We start from the raw sequence: 25,912 nt of genomic DNA, 5'->3' as shown, positions 1-25,912 counted from the left end.
GAAAACTTTTCTCATGTTATTTATTAAGCGCTTTCTAGTAATCGGGCTTTTTTCCCTGATTGCTTTGCCTTCTTTTTCACAAAACAAAAACCTGATTGGTCAAGTCCTTGACAGTCTAAATCAGCCGATTGCCTATGCTAATGTAGTGGCGGTGAACCAGTCCACTCAAAAGATCGGAGGCTTTAGCATCAGCGATGGAGAAGGACGATTTAAGATTGGCTTGGTCCCAGGATCTGAATACTTACTTCGAGTTTCCTTCGTAGGATACAAGCAATTTGAATTGAAAATCTCCGAATGGTCCGGTCAGGAGCAGCTAAAAATCATCTTGAGTCAGGATGAAACTATGCTCGATCAAGTGGAGGTTGTGACGGAATTGCCCATCACCATGAAAGGCGATACGCTGACTTACAAAACTGATGCATTCACTACAGGTACGGAACGAAAGCTAAAAGATGTACTTGAAAAGCTTCCCGGATTTGAAGTGGATGACAATGGAGAAGTGAAAGTTCAGGGCAAAAAGGTGGATAAAGTGATGGTAGACGGAAAGAATTTCTTCGACGGAGACACCAAGCTTGCCACCAAAAACCTTCCTGCAAATGCAGTAGATAGAGTACAAGTCTTGAAGAATTTTAATGAAGTAGGGCCAATTCGTGGGCTGGATAATGACGAGGGTTTGGCACTCAATATTCAGCTTAAGGACGGTAAAAAGAATATGGTTTTTGGTGACCTGACAGCTGGCGCTGGACCTGATGGGCGGTATCTGGGGCATGCCAATACATTTTATTATTCGCCCAAAGTAAATATCAATCTAATCGCCGATGCCAATAATGTGGGAGAACTGGCTTTTACCCTTCAAGACTATTTTAGATTCAGTGGAGGTTTGGCTGGCTTGGCAGGAAAGTCAGGTTCTTCGCTGAGTGTCAGTTCGGATGATCTAGGAATTCCGATGGCGGAGCGAAATAATGCCCGCGACTTGAGAACTGAGCTGGCGGCGGTGAACTTGAATTATAATCCAAACAATAAATGGAGACATTCAGGTTTTGTGATCGGTTCTGCTTCCAAAAACAAGCTAGGCTCTTCATCCCAGCGAACCTATTTGAGGACGGACGGGGACAACCAAGAATCGCTCAGTTCTGCCAGTACTGTCGAAAACAAGTCTGGTTTGATGAAGTATTCGGTGACCTTCACTCCCAAGGAAGAAACTTATGTGAAGTATAGCATTTTTGGGAAATTGGCTGATATAGCTAATCAGAACTACCAAGATTCTGATTTTGGACAGATACGTCAGCAGATCTCTAGTTATCAAAGTCGGCAGCCCTATGCGATTCAGCAGAAAGGAGAGTGGTTTCATGCTCCATCGGACAAGAGAGTCTTTTCCATGGAAGTGAATTGGGAGAAAAAATACCAGAATCCGCTGTATGATTTGACTACCAATCAGAAGCCTTTTGGGGGTATTGTTCCTATTATTGATCGGGAAACTTATCGCTTTCTGCAGAATCAGGATATCAAAACCCGTACGATTGAAGGGGCTTTCAATTACTATCTAATCATCAATCCTACCAATCATATCAATTGGAGTCTAGGATATACCGATACACGGCAAGAGTTAGTAGGAAGTGTGGCACAGGCGGATAGCTCCGATGAAGTAGATATGGGGGACTTTGAAAATGATTCTAGGTTTGATTTTCAGGATTTGTACTTAGGTATGACTTACAAGACCAAATGGAAAACAGTGGTGATCAGCCCTTCACTTTATTTCCATAGATATGCATGGAATGACGTACAAAAGGAAGATGAGCTGAGTTACGATAAACTACTGCTTCTTCCAGGCATGTATGCCAAGTGGAATATCAAATCCAATCGCTCGCTGACATATCGATTTAGTACTCATGCCAATTTCATGGATATTCAGAAGCTTGCGCAAGGATTGGTGATAACTGATTACAATTCGATTTTCAGAGGAAATAGGCAGTTGGATAATGGCTTATTCTATACTCAATCTCTGAACTATAGTCATTTTGATTTTTTCTCTGCATTGAATCTTTTCGGGAATCTGACTTGGTCCAGAAAGCACCATGACCTAGTGAATACAACCAGTTTTATAGGGATCAATCGTATCATAAGTATTCAAAATATTGATCCGATCAATGAGACGTTGACGGGGAATCTGCAGGCAGATAAGCGGTTTCAATCCTTCAAACTCTCAGGAGGAGGTAGCTGGAATAACTATACGACAAACAGTATGGTGGATCGAGGCTTAATTAAGAACAGCCAGTTTGCTCATTCCTACTTCTTCAAATTCACCAGCACATTTATGAAAAAAGTGGAAGTTGACCTAGGTTATACTTGGGAGCAGAACTTCTATAAGTCCACCAATGCAAAGAATACCTTTAGTACGCACAGTCCAAAAATTGAAATTGACTGGGATATCTGGAATGGGCTGAAGTTGAATGCTGACTACACCTATAATGCCTATTTGAATCAAGCAGCGCAAACCAAAAGCGAGTTTGATTTCTTCAACGCTTTTCTTAGCTATCAAGGCAAGTCAAGTCCTTGGGAATTCAGATTTACTATTTGGAATATTTTGGATACGCGATCTATTCGTAGAGATAGTTTTACGGAGAATTTGATCAGTACCTATTCCTATTTGGTGCAGCCGAGATATGGTTTATTTACGGTGAAGTGGGATATTTAGGGATAGCTGGATGTTGGGTGACTGGTGTGATTTACCTCTAGTGTTTTACTTGGTGGCCTGTCAATCTTAACTAATAATGTCTTAAAACAAGAAAGGCCAGGATTCCCCGGCCTTTTCTGTGTTAGTTTAATAATTATTACTCAGTTGCAATTAGTTTCACATCAAGCTCTACATCATCGTAAATAAGCTTGTCAGCAAGATTTTCGAAGTAAGAGCCAGAGCGGAACTTGATATCGTAGTGCGTACGATCAAAAGTCAATTTGCCTGTAGCTACAATTTTCCCATCATTCACATCTACTGTGACTGGAAAAGTAACTGGCTTAGTAATGTCTTTAATTGTCAGATCTCCTGTGAGTTCGTAATCCTTACCATTAGAGGTTTTTGCTTCGGTGATGGTGAAAGTTGAGGTATTATGCTTTTCCACGGAGAAAAAATCATCAGACTTCAAGTGATCAGTCAGCTTTTTGTTTGAGTCTGGATCAGTGAGATCTTCTACAGTTAAGCTAGTCATATCCATTTCAAAGGTTCCGCCTAGGATTTTCCCATCTTGATAATCGAGTGTAGCCGAAGTGATAGGTACTTTGCCATGATGCTGACCGGTTACTTTTTTGGCAGTCCAAGTGATGGTGCTTTCTGCAGTATTTACTGTTGCTACTTCTGGAGCAAGAGAGAATGCCGTGAAAGCCAAGGTGAATAGTAATGTAAAGATTTTCATACGGGTTGAGTTTGGTTGATTAAGGGACTTAGTGAAATTTGGATTGAATCAATTAAGACGGAGCTGAGATATATAAGGTTCTGGCATTAAGTGGTTTTTGATGTGGATATTCCACCACTTTGAAATAATCATTGTGTTTACTAGAAATGACTTTTAGCTCAGTGGACAGAGATTTGGGCTAGCAAAATTCGAATCCCGAAAAGTATATAGGATAGTAAATCAAGCAGCTATTTATAACTGAGGGTATAAATCTTATCATCGAATCCACAGATGTATAATTCCTGATTTTGGTCAATTCCAAAAGATGAAATAGGGAAGTCAGCGTTAAGCAACTCTGTATTGATAGGATTTACAGGGTCAGAGATGTCCAAACTCCAAATTCGTCCAGATACATAGTCGGCATAGATATACAATCCTTCTAGTTCCTTAATAGCGGATCCGTGGTACACAAAACCTCCTGTGACGGAAATATCTCCGTTTGAGCGATCATATTCCCACACTGGCAACTCTAGCCCAGTTTTATCACAGTCGTTGGGTTTGAAGCAGTGTACACCTTCCATGGTATTCCATCCATAATTCCCGCCATTTACGACGATATCAATCTCTTCGTATTTGTTTTGACCTACATCTCCCACCCATAATTGACCCGTGGCAGAGTCAAAGCTGAACCTCCAAGGATTACGAAGTCCATATGCATATATCTCCTCGCGGAAGCCATCAGTATTATTGACAAATGGATTGTCCGAAGGGATGGAGTAATTGTTTGATCCCGCTGTTTGATTCACATCTATTCTCAGAATATTACCTAATAGTGTTTTTCGGTTTTGACCATGGCCTTTTGGATCTCCACCACTACCTCCATCTCCTACACCGATGTATAAGTAGCCATCTGGACCAAAAGCAATTTGACCCCCATTGTGATTGCTGTAAGGTTGATCATACTCTAATAAGATTAGCTCACTTGTTGGATCTGCCTGATTAGAATTAGAGGCGGAAACTGTAAAACGAGAAATCACTGTCCGATCCGGATTTTTAGCGGTGTAGTTCACATAGAAATAGCCATTGCTTACATAATTAGGATGAAAAGCTAATCCTAATAAACCTTCCTCATTTCCAGAATCATCTACTTTGCCTTCAATAGCTAGAAACTCATTTCTCTCAGCAGCACCAGCATCATTATTAAAAACTGAAATAACTCCTCGCTGCTCCACTACAAATACCCTGTTAGAATTGTCACCAGCATGCTGAAAGTCCACAGGTCTGGTGAAAGACAGATTAGGAAAGGCTTCATGGACAGTCAGCTTCACACTTGAGCTTGGGCTACCAGAAGCCTTGTCTTGAGAACAAGCAGTGGAGTATGATAAAATTAGTACTAGGATAATATTGAGATAAGTTTTCATGCAGAATTAAGGCTACTAGTTAGGATTGCTTTCTACTTGCTACGTAAATTTTTTGATTTTGAATGGTTTGTAATTTGATAGGTTACTTATCCTGAGCTAGGGAGCTACTTTTTTTCTTGGGTAAGCTCTCAAAGACTAAATTAGGTGAAATGGCTTTAAGCAGAATACAGAACCGCTTAGGCATAAAATCCAGCAGCCAGGCGTTCCAAATGTAGATCCTATGGAAGCTCTTGGGGGAGACTGGTAATATTTCAGATGAAAAATGATAAATTGAGACAAATACAACCACTTAAATCCAAAATAATGAGTAAAGAATCATCAAGAAGATCATTTATTAAAAAAACAGCAATTGCCGGATCAGCGACAATTGTTTTGCCTACCATCATCCCAGCCTCTGCTTTTGGAGCAAATGACAGAATTAATGCTGCGGTGTTGGGGCTAAATGGTCGAGGGAAAAGTCATGTCCAAGGCTTTATGGCTCAGAAGGATGTGCAGGTCACTACACTCTGTGACCCTGATATGAATATTCTGAGGGACCGTCAGAAAACTTTTAAAGAGGAGTATAACCTTGATGTCGCGCTAGAGCAAGACATCAGACGAGTGATGGACGATAAGGATATTGATGTGATCAGCCTTGCCACACCAAATCACTGGCATGCCTTGGCGACCATTTGGGCTTGTCAGGCAGGCAAGGATGTGTATGTGGAAAAGCCAGGTTCGCACAATATTTCGGAAGGCCGTAGAATGATAGAAGCGGCTACCAAGTACGATAGGATTGTCCAGCATGGGGTTCAGCTTCGTAGCTCTCCTGCAGTGCAAGAGGCCGTGCAGTTAATGCGCGACGGCTACATCGGAAGAGTTTATATGGCTCGCGGTCTGGTGTTCAGAATGCGTGGAGATATTGGGATCAAGGGACCTTCTCCTGTGCCAGAGGGATTGGATTATGACCTTTGGGCAGGTCCGGCTCCAAAGGTGCCATTCACGCATGATCTTGTGCATTACAACTGGCACTGGCATTTTGATTATGGAAATGGAGATGTAGGAAACCAAGGTATCCATGAGACAGATCTCTGTATGTGGGGACTTGATGTAGGTTTTCCTACCCAGATCACTTCCATGGGAGGAAAATACCTTTGGAAGGACTCTAAGGAAACACCAGAGGTCTTGACCTCTATTTATAATTATCCTGACGAAGACAAAATCATCCAGTTTGAGGTGCGACCTTGGTACACCAATGGGGAAGACGGGGTTACTGTGGGAAATATATTCTATGGAGACAAGGGATATCTAGTGGTGGATGGCTATGATAAGTACAAGACCTTCCTAGGAAATGACCGTACTCCTGGCAAATCGGGAGACGATGGTGGAGCTGCAGCATCAGGCATGGACCGTGGAGCTGGAGGAACAGATGGGCACTTTGCCAACTTTATCGAGGCAGTTCGCGCCCATGATAAATCTATCCTGAATGGGCCAGTAGAAACCGCGCACTTATCTTCAGGCTTGGCTCATTTGGGCAATATTGCCTATAGAATGGGACGAGTGCTTGATTTTGATCCTAAAACAGAAACCTTCGTCAATGATCCTGAGGCAGATAAGATGCTTACTCGTGATTATAGACCAGGCTTTGAAGTGCCGGCAAAAATCTAGTAACAGATTCTATTATAAGGTATTCGAATAAAATAGAAACCTGTCGGGCTTAATCTCCTGACAGGTTTTTCTTTGCTAAAAATTCAGAATTATAGATTTTTTCTTGAGAAGACCTTTATCTAAATCCTCCAAGCGATACTTTTCTACGAGCTGTTGTGAGACATGTCTCGAATTTGGTGACTATCCCAAACGAATTATGAGATAATCATAAATAGCTTATGCATGGATTATAGTAATGTCTATTAGTTTAATGACTAGAGAGATTTCAATTCCTTAAACATTGAGTTTTTTCACCCTCATAGGTTCGAAGCATTTCAGAGATCCCAATCATTATTCAGATCGACCCTTTAAACAGTCCAATCTAATTTTTAGGATAGAGAAGGACAGGTAATTATCCTATTTTTGATTTATTGCAAACTGAATATTGGGCTCTATTTGATCTAAGACTGATCTAGGCTCACAATACCTTTGCCTTCACCCATTTAGCAAATCAAACCTACCACCCTATGAAACAGCTTTTACTCATTTGCTTAGTTGCACTTATTTTTTCATCCTGCCAGCAGGAGAAGAAGATTTATAAAGATGAGATCTACCAAAAACCTGAAATCGATCCTGCACCAGAATTAGTCGCACTTTCGCCAGAAGAGTCTCTCAGCAAAATTCACCTTCCTGATGGCTTTAACATTGAGTTGGTCGCCAACGAACCGATGGTGTCTGAACCTATTGCACTGGCTTGGGATGGCAATGGTAGAATGTATGTAGCGCAAATGAATACCTATATGCAGGATGCGGATGCCACAGATGAGAATGAGCCATGGAGCAGAGTGATGCTGCTGGACGATACTGACGGAGACGGGGTGATGGACAAGAGTTCGGTCTTTATAGATAGTTTGGTGCTACCTAGAATTATCCTTCCACTAGATGACCGAGTGATCGTGGGGGTGACTTATGATAGAAATATCTACAGCTACCGCGATACCGATAATGACGGCGTAGCGGATGAGAAAATTCTCATACTAGAAGATCCAGATCGTGACAATCGAAACTTGGAGCATCAGGACGCCAATATGATTTGGGGAATTGACAATTGGCTGTATGTGTCCAATGATCCTTTCCGCTATAGATTTGAGGATGATCGGTTGATTCGAGATACACTTCCTGAACCTATGCCGGGGCAGTATGGCTTGACACAAGATGAGGTGGGGAGGTTGTATTTCTCTAGAGCAGGGGGAGAAATTCCAGCATTGGGCTTTCAGCAAAACCCGGCTTATGGCCAGTTGACTTTGAAAAATCACTGGGATGAGAGTTTTATTGAACCTTGGCCAATCGTAGGGAATTTGGACGTACAAGGAGGATTAAATAGAGTGAGAGAAGCAGATAATACCTTGAATACCTTCACGGCTGTTTCAGGTCAAGAAGTATACTTAGGTGATAAAATGCCAGGTGCTTACGGAGATCTTTTTATCCCAGAGCCAGTTGGGCGCCTGATTCGTAGAGCTAAGGTGAAGCATGTCGATGGCAAGATTATCTTAGAAAATCCTTATGATAAAGCTGAATTTATCGCTTCCACAGATCCGCTTTTCCGCCCTGTATTCACAAGCACAGGTCCTGATGGCAGTTTGTATATCGCTGATATGTATAGGGGGATCATTCAGGAGGGAAACTGGACTGGCAAAGGCAGCTACTTGAGAGAAGTGGTAGATGAGTATGGCTATGCACGTTTTTTCCAAAGGGGAAGAATCTACCGGGTTTATCACGAAGAAATGACTCCAGGACCAAAGCCACAACTTCTGGATAAGTCTGCAGCAGATTTGATTCAATACTTATCGCATCCTAACGGCTGGTGGAGATTGAACGCTCAGAAGCTGATCATTCTGAAAAAGGACATGTCGGTTGTCGATGAACTTGAGTCAATAGTGAAGGGAAATGAAGGGTTTTTCAGAACCTTTTTGAATGAGGATATCGATTATGGTCTGGAAAGAGTACATGCTCTTTGGACGCTAGAAGGCTTACATGCAGAAAGCAAGGAATTAGTATTATTGGCGATGAAAGATGCGGATCCGCGAGTACGTGTGGCGGCAGTGAGGATAGGAGAGCGATATCTTAAGGAAAATGATCCGGCAATGCTGGCTGCTTTGATTAGCATGGAGTCTGACGAAGATGCTGAGGTATTGCAACAGGTGGTGCTTTCGGCGAGAATTCATGCCGAAGCTACCAAGGAAATGGTGACTCAGATCCAGAACAACCACCACAATAATGAATTGCTGGCAGCGACCACAGCCGAGAATCTTAATCCTTCTTTCTCGGAGATTCAGATGCTAAAGGATAAGTATAAAATGATGAACGGCGGCTCCCAGATCGTTGCTGGCTATGTGATATTCAAAGATTTCTGCTCATCCTGCCATGGGGCTGATGGCAAAGGAATTGATCAATTAGCTCCATCGCTTGTTGGTTCACCGCGTGTGACTGGAGATCCTGTGACCACGATCAAAATCCTTATGAATGGATTGACAGGGCCAGTTGACGGAAAAGAATATAATGGTCCTATGGCTCCTGCGGCTCAATACGATGATACCGAAATCGCGAATGTGCTGAGTTATATCCGAGGACATTTGAATGATGGCGGTACAGTATGGCGCGTGACTGTGGGCTACGTCAGAGATGCATACAAAGACCGAAAAGAATACTGGACGCTGAAGGAATTGGAGGAAAATCCAGGGCTTCCGGCGGAGAAAAAGAGTAAGTAAGTGGAATTGATTTGAAAACTGCACTTGGAAGCCTGTAGCATTGTGCTGCAGGCTTTTATTTATTTATAAGACTACTTTTTTGTTGGCAACGGGACATTGTACAGATGTTGGCTTTTGCTGTTGCCATTCGTGTGACACGAACGGCGGCGTAAGAAAATCCAGGGCTTCCAGCGGAGAATAAAAGTAAGTAGTTAGAATGATCTGATATTTTCCAATGAAAGCCTGTAGCCATAAGCTTCAGGCTTTCATTTTTCCATGGCCATTTTGGCAATATCTCTTGTCAAAACCGTGGGTGAATTGCAATCGCAATTACTTAATCCGATCGCGTAGATGTCTTCTTCAGGTAAGTAAACTCCCATAGATTTAAATCCAAAAATGCTGCCTCCATGCTCATAATTGGGAGATCCTTCCAGACTTTTAATATTCCAGCCATAACCATATTGGATTTTGTCTCCATTGTTTAACGTGTAATTATCAAAGACTTTTGCAGTAGTTTCTGGCTTTAAAAGGAGGTTGTTTTTGATCGCTTCATTCCATTTCAACATATCATCTACGGTGGACATGAGTGAGCCAGAGGAATAGGGCAAACTCAAGCTGATGTAATTCTTATTTGCATATTCACCCTTTTGGTGGTAGCCATAAGCACGATTTGGGATGACTTGGGAATGGCTGGCATACTGTGAAGAATTCATTTCTAGTTTTTGGAAAATGTTTTTCTCTACAAAGTCCGCATAAGTATCGCCAGAGACTACTTCTATAATGTATCCCAGAATCACATAAGCTGAATTGTTGTATTTGTATTCTTCTCCTGGATCGAAATCCATTTCTTCATTTTTGAAAAAATCAATCAGTTCTGTGGGCGTAAGATCTTGTTTTTCTATAGCTCTAAGAGACTTCATGCTCGTAAAGCTTTTGATCCCCGAAGTATGCGTGAGCAAGTGATGAACAGTAATGCTTTTGCCACGAGTAGGGTAGTCTGGGATGAACTTCGTGATCTCATCATCCAACTGTAGCTTTCCTTGCTCCATCAGCATCAAAATAGAGACAGCTGTAAACTGCTTCGTCATGGATCCAATTTCGAAGACATTCTCTGGATTCATCGGAACCTTAAGTTCTAGGTTTGCCAGCCCAAAAGCTTTTCTGTAGATAGGCTTACCAGCTATGGCAACCAAGAAAACTGCTCCTGGTCCATCTGGAGTAAAAGTGCTTTCTAGCAAAGAATCAATCTTAGCGTCCAGCGATTGAGCGTTGGCTTCTGTGGGGAACTGTAAAAAGAAGGCGGAACAGAGGAGAAGGAAAATAGTAAAAGAAGAGATGAGCTTCATGTGGAGGTAAATTGATATAATCCTTGGATGCTAGCTTTTGCTATTTGGTTACAGAATCTCCCGCTCTGTGTCCTTTATTGCTAGTAATTTCACAATTATGAATTCCAGTGTGGTGTGAAAGGGATTGTATAGAATGATACTTATCAGCTTAATCCTAACCTATCGTGTATTTATCCCTGCTTTTTACAGCTAAAAATAGTATCATCGCAACTCGAATAAACTTAACCCGAATATTATATGAAGAATAAGTTCTTCCTTACGATGGCGACAGTTTTGGCTACCACCATTTCTGTTTCGCAAGCTCAAGACAAGCTGAAAAGCATGCCTGGCTATGAACAATACCAAAAAATCGCACCTCAAGTTAGATCTGCTGTAAAACCAGGAAGCCTAAATGTGAACTGGGCCGAAGATGGTAAATCTTTCACCTATGCTGAGAATGGAAAGCTTCAATCTTTTTCTGTAAAGACCAAGAAGGTCACTGAAGAAGGGGATGTTCCAAGACCTGAGCGTAGAGCTTGGAATCGTCCTGCGCGTGGTCGTCAATTTGATTCTGCAGAATCTCCTGACGGTAAATACAAGGCATTTACCAAGGACCGTAACATGTACCTTAGTGATCCAGATGGTAGCAATGTAATGGCTATCACCACAGATGGTAACGAAGAAAACCAGGTGAAATACGGTATCGCTACCTGGGTATATGGTGAGGAATTGAGCCAGAATACTGCCATGTGGTGGTCTCCTGACGGCAGCAAAATCGCTTTCTACAGATTTGTAGAGAAAGATGTGAAGAAATACTACGTGCTTTTGAATCAATTGGAATTGTATGATTCCCTGGAGGTAGAAGCTTATCCTAAAGTAGGTGAGCCAAATCTTCCTGTAGATCTGATGGTCTATGATCTGGCTACCAAAAAAGTGACAGAATTAGATATCAGAGATGGGAAGCCTTACAGTGACGGTGATTTGGGAACTTATATCTATGATATGTCTTGGACTCCTGATGGCAAAGAATTGCTTTTCCACAGTACCAATAGACGTCAGAATATCCTTGAGCTACGCGCTGCCAATCCAGAAACTGGCAAGAGCAGAACTGTAATCCGCGAAGAGTGGCTTCCAAGTTTTGTGGAGAATTCTCCAGAAATGAACGTGTTGGCTGATGGGAAGCACTTCATCTGGGCTTCCGAGAGATCAGGTTTCAACAACTACTACCTGTACAATTTTGACGGTACCCTTGTCAATGCGATCACTTCTCATCCTTTCGAAGTATCCAATATCGTGAAAGTAGATGAGGACAATAAGGAGCTTTACTACATGGCTCGTAGTGGTGAAAACCACATGAAGATGCAATTGCATCGCGTAAAATTGGACGGTTCAAAAGATACTCGTTTGACTGATCCAGCTTTCAATCACTCAGTGACTATTGCGCCTGACGGAAAGCACTTTGTAGATATCGCGCAAACGCATGATGTGGCTCCATTTACCAATTTGGTTGATTCTAAAGGCAAAGTAGTAGCTGAATTGGCGAAGAGTGACATGAGTAAGTTTGAAGAATTGGGATTGAAAAAAGTGGAGGTATTTACCTTTACTTCTAAAGATGGAGTTACTGAATTGCATGGAATGATTCATTTCCCATCTGATTTTGACCCAAGCAAAAAGTATCCAGTTATCCTAAGCAACTACGGTGGACCAGCTACCAATGCTTTCCGTGAGACTTTTGTTTATCCTGATCCACTGACTGAATACGGCTTCCTCGTATTGAATATTGATGGTAGAAATGTAAAAGGTCGTGGCAAAAAATTGCTTGATCAATTGTACGGAAATTTAGGTTTGGTAGAAATGGATGACTTTGCTGAAGGCATCAAATCACTTCATGACAGACCATACTTCGATAAAGATAGAGTAGGTGTTTATGGAACTTCGTATGGCGGAACCACTGCAGCTTCTATGTTGCTTAGATTCCCAGAGCTTGTCCACGCGGCGGTAGCCAATTCATCTGTGACTGACTGGAGATTGTATGACAATATATACACGGAGCGATTTATGAGCACGCTTGAAAATAACGAAGCAGGTTACAATAGATTCAGCTTGATGAACAAAGCGGATCAACTTCAAGGTGAGTTATTGGTTTTCTTCGGTACTGCTGATAACAATGTGCACCCAGCCAATTCATTGATGCTGATCAAAGCATTCCAAGACGCTGGCAAAAGCATAGAAGTGCAGCTTGCACCTGACGGAGGTCACACGGCATTGAACAGAGATAGAATGATGGAGTTTTTTATCAAGCATTTGGTGACAGATTACAAAAAAGTAGTTCGTTAATCACAAGTTTGATTTCATAAAAAACCACCTGCTGAGCGATCGGTAGGTGGTTTTATGGTTTTAATCGTAGAGTATGCGGAGGATAACACAGAGAACGCTATTGTCAGGTTGAGCGAAGTCGGAACCTTTTCGAATGATGAAATATGAATTCACCAGGCGTTCCGTTGGAACGCTTATATAGCAATTTAGACGAATTGCTACAGACGAGATGTCCGGAGGGGACATATTTCCAGACCCTGGATTGCGTTTTAATTACTTGAAACTGTATAACTCTATTCTTCTCGGTTTATTTCCAGAAGCTGTCAACTACGTTCCGTAGGAACGTTTGGTTTGTAGTTAAATTAACCGTACCCTATTATCGTTCCGTAGGAACGTCTGGTGACATTTAACCAAACTAAGAATGTTGAACTCCTATTTGAAGCTATTCACATCCAATTTGAATAGATCTGCAGCGTTTTTCCAAAGAATCATTTCTTTCTTTTCCTCAGGAAGCTCTAGATTTTTCATGAAATTCAAATAGGACTTCATGGAGGAAATCGGCCAATCAGTTCCGTATAGTAAATACTTTGGATTACCTGCATAGGTGATCATCTGCTCCAATTCATTTTTCATCCAGCGCTCAAACTTCTCTGAGAAATCGCCCAAGACCAAACCAGAGAAGTCAGCATGAACATTTTTGTTTTTGTAGGTGACTTCCATGCAGTCCTTGATCCAAGGATTACCCACATGACAAATCACAATTTTCAAATCAGGATAATCCACAGCCAGGTCATCGTGGTGTATGGGGTGGGAATATTTTACCCTTCCTGTGGGAGCGTAGGTGTCGCCTGAATGAAACATCACGGGCACATCATACTCTATTGCCATGTCATAGACCACCTTCATTCGCATATCATTTGGGTAGAATGGCTCATAGCCAGGATAAAGTTTCAAGCCCTTGATCAGGCCAGCTTCTAGGTATTCTGCTATTTCGCGCAGGTCATGATGATTGTAATTCAGATAGCTAATACCAGCGACTACACCTAGGTTTTTCCTGTCTGCGATAGCCTCAACCACCTTTTTGGTACTTGGCCTATGTTCATTGACTTTGTAAGAAGTAAGCACGAGAGAGTAGTCCACCTTATTTTCGGCCATGGTATCTGTCAATTTATTCAGGCAGTCTTCTAGGGAAACGACACGGTCTTCATGGTAATTATTGATGTGGGTATGTACGTCTATGATCATGTTTCAAAAATTAGTTCTTCTAAAATGTAACACAATTATTTAACCAAAGGAAAATTGGGGAGAGATATGAAATGCATCTCATAATAGTCTAGGTAGAATGATGGAGTTCTTCAGTGAATAATTGCGTATAAGTTGAAAAAAAGAATTTTAGTATCTACGCAACTGATTTAAGAACTTGGAGTATACTTCATCGGATTTGGATTTAAGAAAAAATCAGCATTCTATCCTAGGAGGGCAAGAGCTGTTCTATCGATGAATGCGTATGTATATAAAAATACCTGATGAATTTTAGAGTTTATTATATAGATCTGATTATCAGTACCTAATGTGTTAATCGCTTTTAGTACTATATGATTGCATCGAATTTTCACGTAGAAAAAATTGCTAATCTGTGAAAATCAATGATTTATAAATTTTGTTTGTCCATTGTAAAGTCGTAAAGTGCAAAATATTATTAAAATGATTTTAAAAATATTTAGATATAAGCTAGAAAAGTGGTTATTTTGCAGTATAATCTGTTGATTCGGTTAGTGCGTTTTATAAAACTTAGCTATTTGAATAAATTTATACTATGAATTTTTTGACGCGGTTGAAAATCCTTCCAAGATGGATTATTGCCACCTTGGATTCTTTAATTCTTTTTCATTGTGCCCTATTTGGATACTTGGTGCGATTCAATTTTGAATTAGTCTTAATTGAGCAAAATGATGCCTTTGCGGGGAGCTTTATTTTTATGGTCGGAGGACTATTGGTGATGCAAAATACCCGGAGCTACGAAGGTATAGTGAGGCATACCGGCTTCAGAGATGGATCAAACATTTTTAAAATGGTCCTCATTAATTTTATTCTTTTCTTTTGCTTAAATTTCTTCCATGGTAACTTCTTGAATGATAGGTTTTTGCTGCCTACCTCTGTATTGATTATTGCTAGTTTATCTTCACTTTTTATGTTGATTTTCTACAGATTGGTTGTAAAAGAGCTTTTTGTATATCTCAAGAATGCAGTATTAGTAAAGGAGTTGAAGCACGGAATTATTTTTGGAGCTGGTGAAGCTGGCATTATCGCGCAGGAAGCGATCAAGAGAGACAGTAAAATTCTTTTTAATACGGTGGCATTTTTGGATGATGATCCCAAAAAAGAGGGGAAGAATATTGATGGCAAGCGTATTTACAGAGGAGTCGCTGATCTGGAGAAATTGACAAAACAGTATGGAGTCACTGAGCTGATTATTGCTGTTAGAGATCTGTCTGTTGCTCGAAAGAAGGAAATTATTGATGAATGTCTTCGTTTGAAAATCTCTGTTTCCATTGTTCCACCAGTAGATCAGTGGATCAATGGTGGCCTGACCGCTGGAGCTATTAGAGAAGTGAAAATTGAGGATTTGCTAAGTCGTGAGCAAATTATTCTGGACAATCCAAGAATCCAACAGGACTTGGAAGGCAAGGTGATTTTAGTGACAGGGGCTGCCGGTTCTATTGGCTCAGAGCTTTGTCGTCAGATTAGTCATTATGAGCCCAAGCTTCTGATCTTGTTTGATATTGCTGAGTCTGCACTTTATGATGTGGAGCAGGAGTTTAAAGAGAACTACCCTTATTGCAGCATCAAAATAGTGCTGGGGGATGTGAGGAATAAGAAGAAGGTGAAGGAAGTTTTTAGAGCTTTCAAACCTCAAGTGGTATTTCATGCTGCTGCCTATAAGCATGTGCCTATGATGGAGAATTATCCTGAAGAAGCCATACAATCCAATGTCCTAGGCACCAAAATACTTGCAGATATTTCGGTGTTGGCTAAAGTTGATAAATTCGTTTTTGTCTCTACGGACAAGGCTGTCAATCCTACGAATGTAATGGGAGCTAGCAAGAGAGCTGCAGAAATGTATGTGCAGGCTCTCAATGAATACTTAGAAAGAAATCATAAAAGCTACCATACAAAGTTCATTACCACTCGATTTGGAAATGTACTGGGCTCAAATGGTTCTGTGATTCCTCTATTCAAAAAGCAGATTCTTCACGGAGGACCAATTACCGTTACGCATCCTGAAATCACTCGCTATTTCATGACTATTCCAGAAGCATGTCAATTGGTGCTTGAAGCTGGTATTATGGGTGAGGGTGGTGAGATCTATATCTTTGATATGGGAGAACCGATAAAGATTCTTGACCTGGCAAATAAGATGATTCAGCTGTCTGGTAAAAAAGTAGATGAAGATATTAAGGTGGTGTTCTCAGGATTGAGAGAAGGGGAGAAGTTGTATGAAGAACTACTCAATGATTTTGAGACTGTTAAAATCACCCACCACCCTAAAATCAAAATTGCACAAGTCCTTCCTTCTTCCTACCACAAAATTGATGGGCAAATTGAGCTGTTTATAGAGTTGGTAAAGCAGAATTCTGAAAACGAAATAGTATCACACTTGAAAGTTATCGTACCCGAATTTATATCCAACTCATCTCGATTTGAGGTGCTGGATAGGTTGAATTAAATTTTTTGAAAATATAGTTTTAATAGTATTCAGTACAGATTTACCACTTACTACTTATCACTTAGAATAGAACATTCTATTTGCTAAAAACAGTATCTTCACTCATCACATTTAAGGATAAAAACCTTACATCATGAAAAAAGAATTCACCCTACAATTGAGCCCGCAAGAGGCTTATGATCCTATTGTTTTTCAAGAAGTAGTCCTCAAGAAGGCTGGGCTTCCGGCGGATTCCTCTGATGCCATAGCAAGGCAGGTTAAACGCTCCATTGATGCAAGAGGCAGAAATGTCAAAATAAATATTCAGGCAGAGCTTTTTATCAAAGAAACTCCGCCAGCAATGCTTGATCATAAACCAGCCTATAAAAATGTCGGAAATGAAGATCCAATCATTATAGTAGGGGCAGGTCCGGCTGGACTTTTTGCAGCGCTACGTGCGATTGAACTTGGAGTGAAGCCCATTGTGATCGAACGAGGTAAGGATGTCAAATCCCGCCGTCGAGATCTTGCAGCCATTAACAAAGACCATTTAGTAAATCCAGATTCTAATTACTGTTTCGGCGAAGGTGGAGCCGGTACTTATTCGGACGGGAAGCTGTACACTAGATCCAAAAAGCGAGGAGATATTCGGCGGATTATGGAAATTCTGGTAGCTCATGGAGCGACAGAAGAAATTCTGGTCGACGCACATCCTCATATTGGTACTAATAAGCTTCCCAAACTTGTGGAAGATCTTAGGGAAAGTATCAAGCAGTTTGGAGGGGAAGTTTTATTTGACACCAGAGTTGAAGATTTCATACTGGAAGGAAATGAAATGAAGGGGGTAGTCACTCAGCATGGAGATAGCATTACTGGGATTGGCGTCATTTTGGCGACTGGCCACTCTGCTCGTGATATTTTTCATTTGCTCCACAAAAAGGAGATTACAATCGAAGCGAAACCTTTTGCGCTTGGGGTAAGAATTGAGCATAGCCAAAATCTCATCGATAGTATCCAATATCACTGTGGTATAGATCGTGGGCCTTATTTGCCTGCTTCTGCATATTCATTGGTCCATCAGACAGAATTTAAGAAAAAGAAAAGAGGGGTTTTTAGCTTTTGTATGTGCCCAGGTGGATTTATAGTCCCTGCTGCTACTGCTCCGGGAGAATTGGTTGTAAATGGCATGAGCCCAAGTCGTAGAGATGGGAAGTTTGCCAATTCGGGAATTGTGGCTTCGGTAGAATTAGAAGACTTGCCAGAATATCAAAAGTTCGGTCCTTTGGCGGCAATGGAGTTTCAAGCTGATGTGGAGAAAAAAGCTTGGGTAGCAGGTGGTAAAACTCAAGCAGCGCCAGCTCAGCGAATGATTGATTTTGTTGACAGAAAAGTGAGTTCGTCCTTGCTTGATACATCCTATCAACCAGGCCTGAATTCAGTGGAAATGAGAGATGTTCTTCCGGACTTTATTTCAGCACGTTTGGCTATTGCTTTTAAGGCTTTCGGCCAAAAGATGAAAGGCTATTATACCAATGATGCTCAGTTGATCGGTATTGAAAGCAGAACTTCTTCACCAGTACGTATTCCTCGTGATAGGGAGTCTTTTGAGCATATCCAGATCAAGCGATTGTATCCTTGTGGTGAGGGCGCCGGATATGCAGGTGGAATTGTGTCTGCGGCGATGGATGGAGAACGATGTGCTGAGCGATTGATAGCAGCGTACGTGAAGTGATACATGTAGAGGCAAATCATTATTCGCCCGTACCGGCGGCGATCAAGCAATAAAGCCTGTAGGGCTGATTGTTTTGTAGCCATGGGTTTGGCGTAGCGTAACCCATGGTTTAAAAAAAATGTTTCGGTTTATTCTCCTCGGAGCAGAGCGTTTTTTTATATGATCGTTTTTCCCGAGGAATGGAAAATGGAAATCATATTTAGTATATCTTCAGATAGTCCTGAAAGGGATAAATCCTTAAGTAAAATCTCATAAATAGGTCTATTATTCTTTACTAAAACCGTTCGTGACGACACGAACGGCGGCGATGATTTATAGGCTTGGTTTGAGGGGACACAGACCACGGTGAAAGCAATTAATCATGTTAATGCCACTCGTGGTGACCCAGAGATATGTAAGGGAGAATCATTATTCGCTGGTACCTTCGGCGATCAAGCAATAAAGCCCGTAGGGCTGATTGTTTTGTAGCCATGGGTTTAGCGCAGCGTAACCCATGGTTTAAAAAATAGTTTCGGTTTATTCCCATCGGAGCAGAACGTTTTTTTAAAAGGATCGTTTTTCCCGAGGAATGGAAAATAGAAATCATATTTAGTATATCCTCAGATAGTCCTGAAATGGATAAATCTATCAACCAGCTATAAAACCAAAAAGAGCTAACATGATACATGCTAGCTCTTTTCATTTTATGCTGAATGATGAAATCCAAACATTGTTATTAGGGCCTCAATGATATGATAACCCGACTTATGCCAACCAAGTTGACCAAGGAATTCGCATCAGAATCAACACCAATCCTATGGCGTACATCATGTAAATGCTTCTGAATCTTGCTCGGGATGCGCCAGGTTTTTTCGCTCGGATATAGCCAATGCTAATTAAAACTATCGCAATAATATTGATCAATGGATGCTCTAACGCAAGAAGTCTAGCTGCTGGATCAGACATGGCTGAGCCAGATTTTAGCATTTCTAAGCCAAGTGGACTTAGGAAATAAAGAATCAAGCCTACAAGCAATTGGATGTGACAAAGGATAAAAGCAATCAATCCTATTTTACGATCTTTCTCCGTGAACTCACGATTTGAAAGTGAACCGATAAGCATGTAAATAATTACCACTACCAAAGCAAACAATGCCAGATAAGCGATTCCTGAATGAAGATGTTGAATTCCTGTGTACATGATGTGTTTTTATTAGTAAACGAAAATAGGTCAAAAGACTTTAAAAACGCTGTTTTTACTCCACAAAAAGCACTAAGCCTTTGAGGTATTCAGTTTCTGGATGGAAAATATTAATCGGGTGATCCGCAGGTTGCGTAACCTGATGAAGGATCTGCACCTTTCTGCCACATTCAAGAGCCGCTGCAGTGACAGTATTGCGGAATAGTGCCTTGTCTACCACCTGACTACAGGAGAATGTAAAGAGAATTCCTCCGGATTTGATTTTCTTCAAAGCCTCTAAATTCAGTCTCTTATAAGCCTGCACTGCATTGTGCCGAGCTTTCAGGTTTTTGGCAAATGCGGGAGGGTCTAACACAATCAGATCGTAATCGTCTCCTATTTCACGGATGTATTTGACGACGTCAGCAACTTTCGACTCGTGTTTTCCTTTGATCGATGGATTGAGCTGAATATTTTCTTCCGTCAGATCAATTGCCTTATTAGAGATGTCCACGGAATGTACCTCAGCTGCGCCTTCTTGTAAAGCCAAGACCGAAAATCCTCCAGAGTAACAAAAGGTGTTCAATACTTTTTTTCCTTTGGAATAAGAAGCAAGCAATTTTCTGTTCTCTCGCTGATCGATAAAGAAACCGGTTTTCTGGCCCTTTTCCCAATCGATTTTATAGGTAGCTCCATACTCCTGAACTAGATCAGTTTTTGGCTCGCCAAGTACCCATTCATTGGATGTGATGCCCAAATTCTTTGGTAAGGTCTCAGCGCTTTTGTCATAAACACCAGAAATTTGATCTCCATAGGCTGTTTTGATGGCTTGGGCAATTTCCTTTAAATGCGCATGCATACCTATTTGATGTGCCTGGATAACTGCCGTCCCATTGTAGTAATCTACAATCAAGCCTGGTAGTAAATCACCTTCTCCATGGATCAATCGATATACGTTAGTCTCTTCATTATCAGTTAGCCCTAGGCTTGTTCTTAAAGTAAGTGCTGAAGTAACCTTCTCATTCCAAAAGTCCTGATCGATTTCTCTTTCCTCGAAGGAAATGATCCTAACCATAATTGAGCCTTCGGCAAAATGACCTATTCCCAAAAACTCATCTTTTGAAGAGCGAACGGTAACCAATTGGCCATTTTCTAGGTCAGAGTCTTTTTGGAAAATAGCACCTGAAAACACCCAATGATGGCGTCTTTTCAAGGAAATCTCTTTTCCGTGTTTGAGGATGATTTTAGGATAGTTCATAGATAAATTTATTGTAGAATAATAAAGGGAGCGAATGAGCTTCAAAAACAAAGTCCTTCGATCCCTTTACGAATTTTGAAGCCCGAGCTCCGATAGCGATTGTGATCGCCAAATAGATTATGATTGCAGTGAGAAGCAACTAATCGGTATTAAGATTTACCGTACATCTGCTCTCTCAATGCCTTGATTTCTTCATTCTCCAAGTAATCATCGTATGGCATTCTTCTATCAATTGTGCCATTTGGAGTGAATTCTACAATTCTATTGGCGGAAGACTGCACAAAGGCATGATCATAGGATGACATCAGCACCGTTCCGGTAAAGTCAATGATTGCATTGTTGAAAGCTGTGATTGACTCCAAATCCAAGTGGTTTGTTGGCTCGTCCATTACCAGAAGGTTTGGATTCTGTAGCATCATTTTGGATATCATACAACGAACTTTTTCACCTCCAGAAAGCACAGAGCATTTCTTCAAAGACTCTTCACCTGTGAAAAGCATTCTTCCCAAGAAAGTTCTCACATATGCCTCTTCCTGATTTCCAGAGAACTGTCTCAGCCAATCGATCAGAGAAATATCTGTTTTGAAAAACTCTGAGTTATCGTTTGGCAAGTAGGCCTTGTTTATCGTAACTCCCCATTTGTAACTTCCCTTCGAAGCAGGAATTTCTTCCATTATCGTTTGGAAGAATTTATTGACAGCCTGCTTGGTCTTAGAGATAAAAGCAATCTTGTCACCCTTGTCCACCATCAGATTGACATCAGTGAAGTAAGTCACTCCGTCAGCTTTCAATTCCAAGTTCTCGGTCATGAAAATCTGGTCTCCAGCTTCTCTTTCTGGCTTGAAAATGATGCCAGGGTATTTTCTCATCGAAGGCTCAATCTCATCGATGTTCAGCTTTTCGATCATCTTTTTACGTGCTGTAGCCTGCTTTGACTTGGCGACGTTGGCGGAGAATCGATCGATAAATGCCTGTAATTCTTTCTTCTTATCCTCAGCCTTCTTGTTGGAATCCGATCGCTGCTTCAAAGCTAGCTGAGAAGATTCGTACCAGAAGGTATAGTTACCTGAATAGATTTTGATTTTTCCGAAGTCAATATCCACGATGTGGGTAGAAACTGAGTCTAGGAAGTGTCTATCGTGAGATACGACAATCACCAAGTTTTTGAAATCAAGCAAGAAATTCTCTAACCACTCAATAGTCGCCGCATCCAAATCGTTGGTAGGCTCATCGAGAATCAAGATATCAGGATTTCCAAAAAGTGCTTGAGCTAGGAGTACACGAACTTTCTGATTACCCGCAAGATCTTTCATTTGCATGTAATGCAGGTCTTCGGTGATACCCAGTCCTGATAGCAGCGCTGCAGCATCAGATTCAGAATTCCAGCCATCCATTTCTGCAAAATCAGCTTCTAACTGTGAGGCGCGTAAGCCATCTTCTTCAGAAAAATCCTCTTTCATATAGATAGCGTCCTTTTCCTCCATGATAGCGTAAAGGGTTTTGTGACCCATCAGAACCGTTTTAAGCACTTCCACTTCATCGAAACCAAAGTGATTTTGACTTAAAACCGCCATTCGCTGACCAGGAGTGATACTGATGCCACCACTGGTACTATCCATTTCCCCAGAAAGTATTTTCAAAAAAGTTGACTTTCCAGCTCCATTAGCCCCGATCACACCATAGCAATTGCCAGGATTGAACTTTAAGGAAACTTCGTCGAAAAGGGTTCTCTTACCAAACTTGAGTGATAAATTATCTACTGATACCATTCTATATTTCTTCTTTTTTGAGGCGCAAAGATAAGGATTAAATATGTGAAGACTTAGCTATTGACAAGCTTTTGGGTAGTTAGTATGCTGCTTTCTGACCGGATGGCTAAGTTTATTTTTATCAGTTAGCTATATTGAGCAATTATTGTGTTTTTGAGTACTGAATGAAGAAAATTTACCGGCTTGTATATTTACTCCTTTTGCTACAGTTTTTTGCAGTAGCATCCTATGGTCAAATCTCTACGATTGGGAAAGAGTTTTGGCTGGGATTTATGGACAACAACCGGATTCTTCCAGGAGCTTCTGATAGAGCCGTCTTAGAAATAACTGCGGTAGAGGATGCTACTTTCACGATTGAATATCTAGGTACTACCCGTACAGCATCGCTTACGCAGGGGAATCGTTATTCTTTGACTGTTGATTCTCAGTTGTATGATTTGCTTCATAGATTTTCTCAGCGAGTAGAAAACAAAGGGATATACATCAGTTCCACAGGGGATTTGTCGGTATATGCTTTTAATGAGCGAATACGAAGTGCAGATGGTACGGTGGTATTGCCTATAGGGGCATTGGGCAAAGATTATCTCGTGACTTCTCACTTTGAGCGGCTAACTGCTCCGGTGGAATATGATGGTAATATTGATGATGAAAGTAGTTTGCTGGTGGTTGCCACGGAGGACGATACAAAGATTGAAATCACTAAAAGCAATGGAACAGCTCCTTTTACTATAGATTTGAATCGAGGTCAAAGTTACCAGATTAAGGAAAGGTTTGACCTGACTGGCTCGCGGATCCGAGTGATAGGAGAAGATGCTAATTCATGTAAGAAAATTGCAGTATTCGGAGGGAATAAGTGGACTTCAGTGGGTAATTGCGGTGGAGCAAATGACAATCTTTTTCAACAAGCTTATCCTATAAGCACCTGGGGAAAATCATATATTCATGTAGCATTGGAGGGGAGAACCTCGGGGGAATTGGTGAAGGTTCTAGCATCAGAGGATGATACAGATGTATTTGTGAATGGAATCAGTCGAGGTACTATCGATGCTACAGAATTTTTGAAATTTGATTTCAATGCAGACCAGACTGTTTCCATTACTACTTCCAAACCTTCTTCGGTGACCATGTTTTCTAAGAGTCAGGAATGTAACCTGGTTGGGGATCCAAAATATCAACAAGGCGATCCTTTTATGATTTCCTACAGTCCTAATGAACAGCTTCTGAAAAAGGTGGAGTTCTCGGCACTTTCCTTACAATCTATAGAAGTGAGCTATGTGAATATAATAGTCCCTGCTGGTGCTGAGTCAAAGACATTTTTGGACGGAAATAATATCGGTTCCTCCTTTACGCAAGTCCCAGGGAATTCCGCCTATTCTTATACACGTAAGACTATTTCCAGAGGAGTACATCATTTGACCAATTCAGAAGGGTTTATCGCATACGTGTATGGTTTTGGCTACTTGGAGTCCTATGGATATGCAGTAGGCGCGGCCTTGGATAATCTGAATTTTGAAGTCAAAGTAGACTATGATTTTGAGGTGGAAGGCGATAGGGTAGCCTGCCTAGATCAGGAAGGAGCCTGGAGTATTTTGCCGGAAAGTGATGCCTTTACCTATTTTACTTGGGATTTTGGAGATGGGACTGTGCTCAAGGAAGGGCAGGATGTTACTCATACCTTTGACAAGCCTGGGATATATGACGTTACAGTTACAGCCTCAATTAGTCCTAATACCTGTGATCAGCAAGAGGAAGAAACTTTTAAGGTAGAAGTGTTGGCTTCTACATCGGAGATTGTAGGGGAAACGTCAGTTTGTCCCGATGTAGAGGAGTTGATCTATAAACTTGGATCACTTGAAAACATCAAGTCTGTAACTTTTGAGGTAGAAGGCGGGACTATTGTAGAAGATTATGGAGACTCTGTTTTGGTTAATTGGGGGCCAGCTAATCCTAATGCCAAAATTGTCGCTAGTCCAATTAGTACGAATGGTTGCCTAGTTGAACCAATTACACTTGATGTTGTAGTCAACGTGATTCTTGATGCTGCTGATCCTATCGGTAATTTGGAGGTATGTTTTGATCCGCTCACCACACATTTATTTGCTGCTCCCAATTCCTCCGTAGGAAGAGGATATGAGTGGACGGTAACTGGGGGAGAAATTGTTTCAGGTGAGGATCAAAATACGGTTGAGATCAGCTGGAATATTCCAGGTGTTATTGGGACTGTAAGTTATATGACCTACAGTTTGATTGATCACTCCTGTGCGGGGACTTCTGAAGCAGTGGAAGTTGCTGTTGCAGATGAGTTTGAAGTCAAAATAGCCGGTTTAGAAGATGTCAAATGTATTTCAGAGACTAATGGGCAAATAACTCTAGATGTCAGCGGTGGTGTTGGGTCATATGAGTTTAGATGGTCTCACGACGCGGATTTGAATGAGTCAACTGCTAAAAATTTGCCTGCAGGAAACTATTCGGTGACCGTAGTCGATCAGCTTGGATGTGAAAGAGTCCTAGAGGATTTAGAAATTACCGAACCAGCTTTGTTAGCGATTAGCTCAGTAGATGTAGTAGGAGTAAGTTGCTATGGAAAAAAGGACGGTATTTTGAACTTGTCCGTAACGGGTGGTACCTCGCCTTATACATTAGATCTGGATGGCGAAAAAGTGTTTTCTAACCAGCTTAACCTAATTGATGTGGCGCAAGGGAAATATGAACTTTCCATAATTGATCAGAATGGTTGTGCTATACCGCTTAGTTTCGAGATTAGCTCCCCCCTTGCTTTAGAGGTGGATGTACGAATGACTAAGCCGGCTTGTCCTGGAGGAAGCAATGGTGAATTGTTTGCTTTTCCTGATGGGGGCAAGGCACCGTACATCTATTACTGGGATGAGCAGAGTGTTACTCAAAATTCCCTCACTGGTTTAGCAAAGGGTACTTATAGTATCTCAGTGCTGGATGCTTCTGGCTGTGTGAGTTTGGGAACTGGGGTAGTTGAAGAAAAAGCTCCTGAGGTAAGAATGCCTACAGGCTACAATCCATCCAAAGATGGAGGTCTCTTCGAAGGTGTTTCAAATTGCGAGATCAATTTTGATATATGGATTTTTAATCGATGGGGGCAATTGATTTACCAAGGCAAGGAAGGCTGGAATGGTTTGGTGAATGGAGAAAATGCCACTTTGGGTACTTATACCTTCCTTATGCAGTATAGCTTTCCTCTAGATGGTGAGATTAAAACTGTCGAGAAAAGAGGGAGCTTTTTATTAGTTAGATAATCAAATATTCTGTACTTACAAGCCTTATGAGATAGAAAGTGGTTACTTCAAAGTCAGTTTTTTTTGTGTTTGTGAAACTCTCACTTCACATGTAGTAACAAAGGATGACCTGATCTGATAACAGATGCATTCTGTTGGACATTTGAAATCTTTCGATAACTCTTCACCGAAAACAATCCGATAATCCATGCAATTA

14 protein-coding genes are annotated in these 25,912 nt (G+C 41.2%); 7 read left to right on the top strand and 7 right to left on the bottom strand.

Going from position 1 to position 25,912, the window contains the following annotated elements:
- The first annotated feature begins 13 nt into the window (after positions 1-13).
- Positions 14-2,695, top strand: coding sequence for a carboxypeptidase-like regulatory domain-containing protein (locus LV85_RS15200; RefSeq protein WP_111320941.1), 2,682 nt, complete (start codon positions 14-16; stop codon positions 2,693-2,695).
- A gap of 136 nt (positions 2,696-2,831) precedes the next feature.
- On the opposite strand, the gene LV85_RS15195 is transcribed toward LV85_RS15200, so the two are convergent.
- Positions 2,832-3,410 (bottom strand): YceI family protein, encoded by a 579-nt coding sequence (locus LV85_RS15195; protein ID WP_111320939.1) that lies wholly within the window; start codon positions 3,408-3,410, stop codon positions 2,832-2,834.
- A gap of 227 nt (positions 3,411-3,637) precedes the next feature.
- Complete coding sequence (locus LV85_RS15190; RefSeq protein WP_111320937.1) at positions 3,638-4,810, bottom strand: PQQ-dependent sugar dehydrogenase; 1,173 nt, start codon at positions 4,808-4,810, stop codon at positions 3,638-3,640.
- 303 nt (positions 4,811-5,113) lie between these two features.
- Here LV85_RS15190 and LV85_RS15185 point away from each other — a divergent pair, with 303 nt between their 5' ends.
- Both LV85_RS15185 and LV85_RS15180 read left to right on the top strand, forming a co-directional pair.
- Complete coding sequence (locus tag LV85_RS15185) at positions 5,114-6,457, top strand: Gfo/Idh/MocA family protein (protein WP_111321037.1); 1,344 nt, start codon at positions 5,114-5,116, stop codon at positions 6,455-6,457.
- 506 nt (positions 6,458-6,963) lie between these two features.
- Positions 6,964-9,204, top strand: coding sequence for a DUF7133 domain-containing protein (locus LV85_RS15180; RefSeq protein WP_111320935.1), 2,241 nt, complete (start codon positions 6,964-6,966; stop codon positions 9,202-9,204).
- A 245-nt stretch (positions 9,205-9,449) separates the two neighbouring features.
- On the opposite strand, the gene LV85_RS15175 is transcribed toward LV85_RS15180, so the two are convergent.
- On the bottom strand, positions 9,450-10,529 hold the full coding sequence (locus LV85_RS15175; protein ID WP_111320933.1) for a serine hydrolase domain-containing protein: 1,080 nt from the start codon (positions 10,527-10,529) through the stop codon (positions 9,450-9,452).
- Positions 10,530-10,766: 237 nt separating this feature from the next.
- Between LV85_RS15175 and LV85_RS15170 the strand changes: the two genes are divergently transcribed.
- Positions 10,767-12,845 (top strand): S9 family peptidase, encoded by a 2,079-nt coding sequence (locus LV85_RS15170; protein ID WP_111320931.1) that lies wholly within the window; start codon positions 10,767-10,769, stop codon positions 12,843-12,845.
- A gap of 411 nt (positions 12,846-13,256) precedes the next feature.
- Here the strand turns inward: LV85_RS15170 and LV85_RS15165 are convergent, their stop codons facing one another.
- Complete coding sequence (locus LV85_RS15165; protein ID WP_111320929.1) at positions 13,257-14,069, bottom strand: amidohydrolase family protein; 813 nt, start codon at positions 14,067-14,069, stop codon at positions 13,257-13,259.
- Positions 14,070-14,640: 571 nt separating this feature from the next.
- Between LV85_RS15165 and LV85_RS15160 the strand changes: the two genes are divergently transcribed.
- Positions 14,641-16,551, top strand: a complete 1,911-nt coding sequence (locus tag LV85_RS15160; RefSeq protein ID WP_111320927.1) for a polysaccharide biosynthesis protein — start codon at positions 14,641-14,643, stop codon at positions 16,549-16,551.
- 133 nt (positions 16,552-16,684) lie between these two features.
- Positions 16,685-18,262, top strand: coding sequence for an NAD(P)/FAD-dependent oxidoreductase (locus tag LV85_RS15155; RefSeq protein WP_111320925.1), 1,578 nt, complete (start codon positions 16,685-16,687; stop codon positions 18,260-18,262).
- A gap of 744 nt (positions 18,263-19,006) precedes the next feature.
- On the opposite strand, the gene LV85_RS15150 is transcribed toward LV85_RS15155, so the two are convergent.
- The 3 genes from LV85_RS15150 to LV85_RS15140 all read right to left on the bottom strand — a co-directional run bounded on the left by LV85_RS15150 (position 19,007) and on the right by LV85_RS15140 (position 22,447).
- Positions 19,007-19,441, bottom strand: a complete 435-nt coding sequence (locus tag LV85_RS15150; protein ID WP_111320923.1) for a hypothetical protein — start codon at positions 19,439-19,441, stop codon at positions 19,007-19,009.
- 55 nt (positions 19,442-19,496) lie between these two features.
- Positions 19,497-20,678, bottom strand: coding sequence for a class I SAM-dependent rRNA methyltransferase (locus LV85_RS15145; RefSeq protein ID WP_111320921.1), 1,182 nt, complete (start codon positions 20,676-20,678; stop codon positions 19,497-19,499).
- Between the two features lie 149 nt (positions 20,679-20,827).
- Complete coding sequence (locus tag LV85_RS15140) at positions 20,828-22,447, bottom strand: ABC-F family ATP-binding cassette domain-containing protein (protein WP_111320919.1); 1,620 nt, start codon at positions 22,445-22,447, stop codon at positions 20,828-20,830.
- Positions 22,448-22,611: 164 nt separating this feature from the next.
- Here LV85_RS15140 and LV85_RS15135 point away from each other — a divergent pair, with 164 nt between their 5' ends.
- Positions 22,612-25,716, top strand: coding sequence for a PKD domain-containing protein (locus LV85_RS15135; RefSeq protein ID WP_111320917.1), 3,105 nt, complete (start codon positions 22,612-22,614; stop codon positions 25,714-25,716).
- Positions 25,717-25,912: the final 196 nt, after the last annotated feature.

It is taken from the genome of Algoriphagus chordae (genome assembly GCF_003254055.1).
GTDB lineage: Bacteria > Bacteroidota > Bacteroidia > Cytophagales > Cyclobacteriaceae > Algoriphagus > Algoriphagus chordae.
Note: the sequence above shows the minus strand (reverse complement) of the source record. Positions and strands in the feature narration are given on the sequence as shown.

Bases quoted from the DNA above. Each gene is read 5' to 3' on its own strand.
- LV85_RS15190 (WP_111320937.1), bottom strand. From the start codon at position 4,810: ATGAAAACTTATCTCAATATTATCCTAGTACTAATTTTATCATACTCC.
- LV85_RS15185 (WP_111321037.1), top strand. From the start codon at position 5,114: ATGAGTAAAGAATCATCAAGAAGATCATTTATTAAAAAAACAGCAATT.
- LV85_RS15195 (WP_111320939.1), bottom strand. From the start codon at position 3,410: ATGAAAATCTTTACATTACTATTCACCTTGGCTTTCACGGCATTCTCT.
- LV85_RS15170 (WP_111320931.1), top strand. From the start codon at position 10,767: ATGAAGAATAAGTTCTTCCTTACGATGGCGACAGTTTTGGCTACCACC.
- LV85_RS15160 (WP_111320927.1), top strand. From the start codon at position 14,641: ATGAATTTTTTGACGCGGTTGAAAATCCTTCCAAGATGGATTATTGCC.
- LV85_RS15180 (WP_111320935.1), top strand. From the start codon at position 6,964: ATGAAACAGCTTTTACTCATTTGCTTAGTTGCACTTATTTTTTCATCC.
- LV85_RS15155 (WP_111320925.1), top strand. From the start codon at position 16,685: ATGAAAAAAGAATTCACCCTACAATTGAGCCCGCAAGAGGCTTATGAT.
- LV85_RS15145 (WP_111320921.1), bottom strand. From the start codon at position 20,678: ATGAACTATCCTAAAATCATCCTCAAACACGGAAAAGAGATTTCCTTG.
- LV85_RS15135 (WP_111320917.1), top strand. From the start codon at position 22,612: ATGAAGAAAATTTACCGGCTTGTATATTTACTCCTTTTGCTACAGTTT.
- LV85_RS15200 (WP_111320941.1), top strand. From the start codon at position 14: ATGTTATTTATTAAGCGCTTTCTAGTAATCGGGCTTTTTTCCCTGATT.
- LV85_RS15165 (WP_111320929.1), bottom strand. From the start codon at position 14,069: ATGATCATAGACGTACATACCCACATCAATAATTACCATGAAGACCGT.
- LV85_RS15140 (WP_111320919.1), bottom strand. From the start codon at position 22,447: ATGGTATCAGTAGATAATTTATCACTCAAGTTTGGTAAGAGAACCCTT.
- LV85_RS15150 (WP_111320923.1), bottom strand. From the start codon at position 19,441: ATGTACACAGGAATTCAACATCTTCATTCAGGAATCGCTTATCTGGCA.
- LV85_RS15175 (WP_111320933.1), bottom strand. From the start codon at position 10,529: ATGAAGCTCATCTCTTCTTTTACTATTTTCCTTCTCCTCTGTTCCGCC.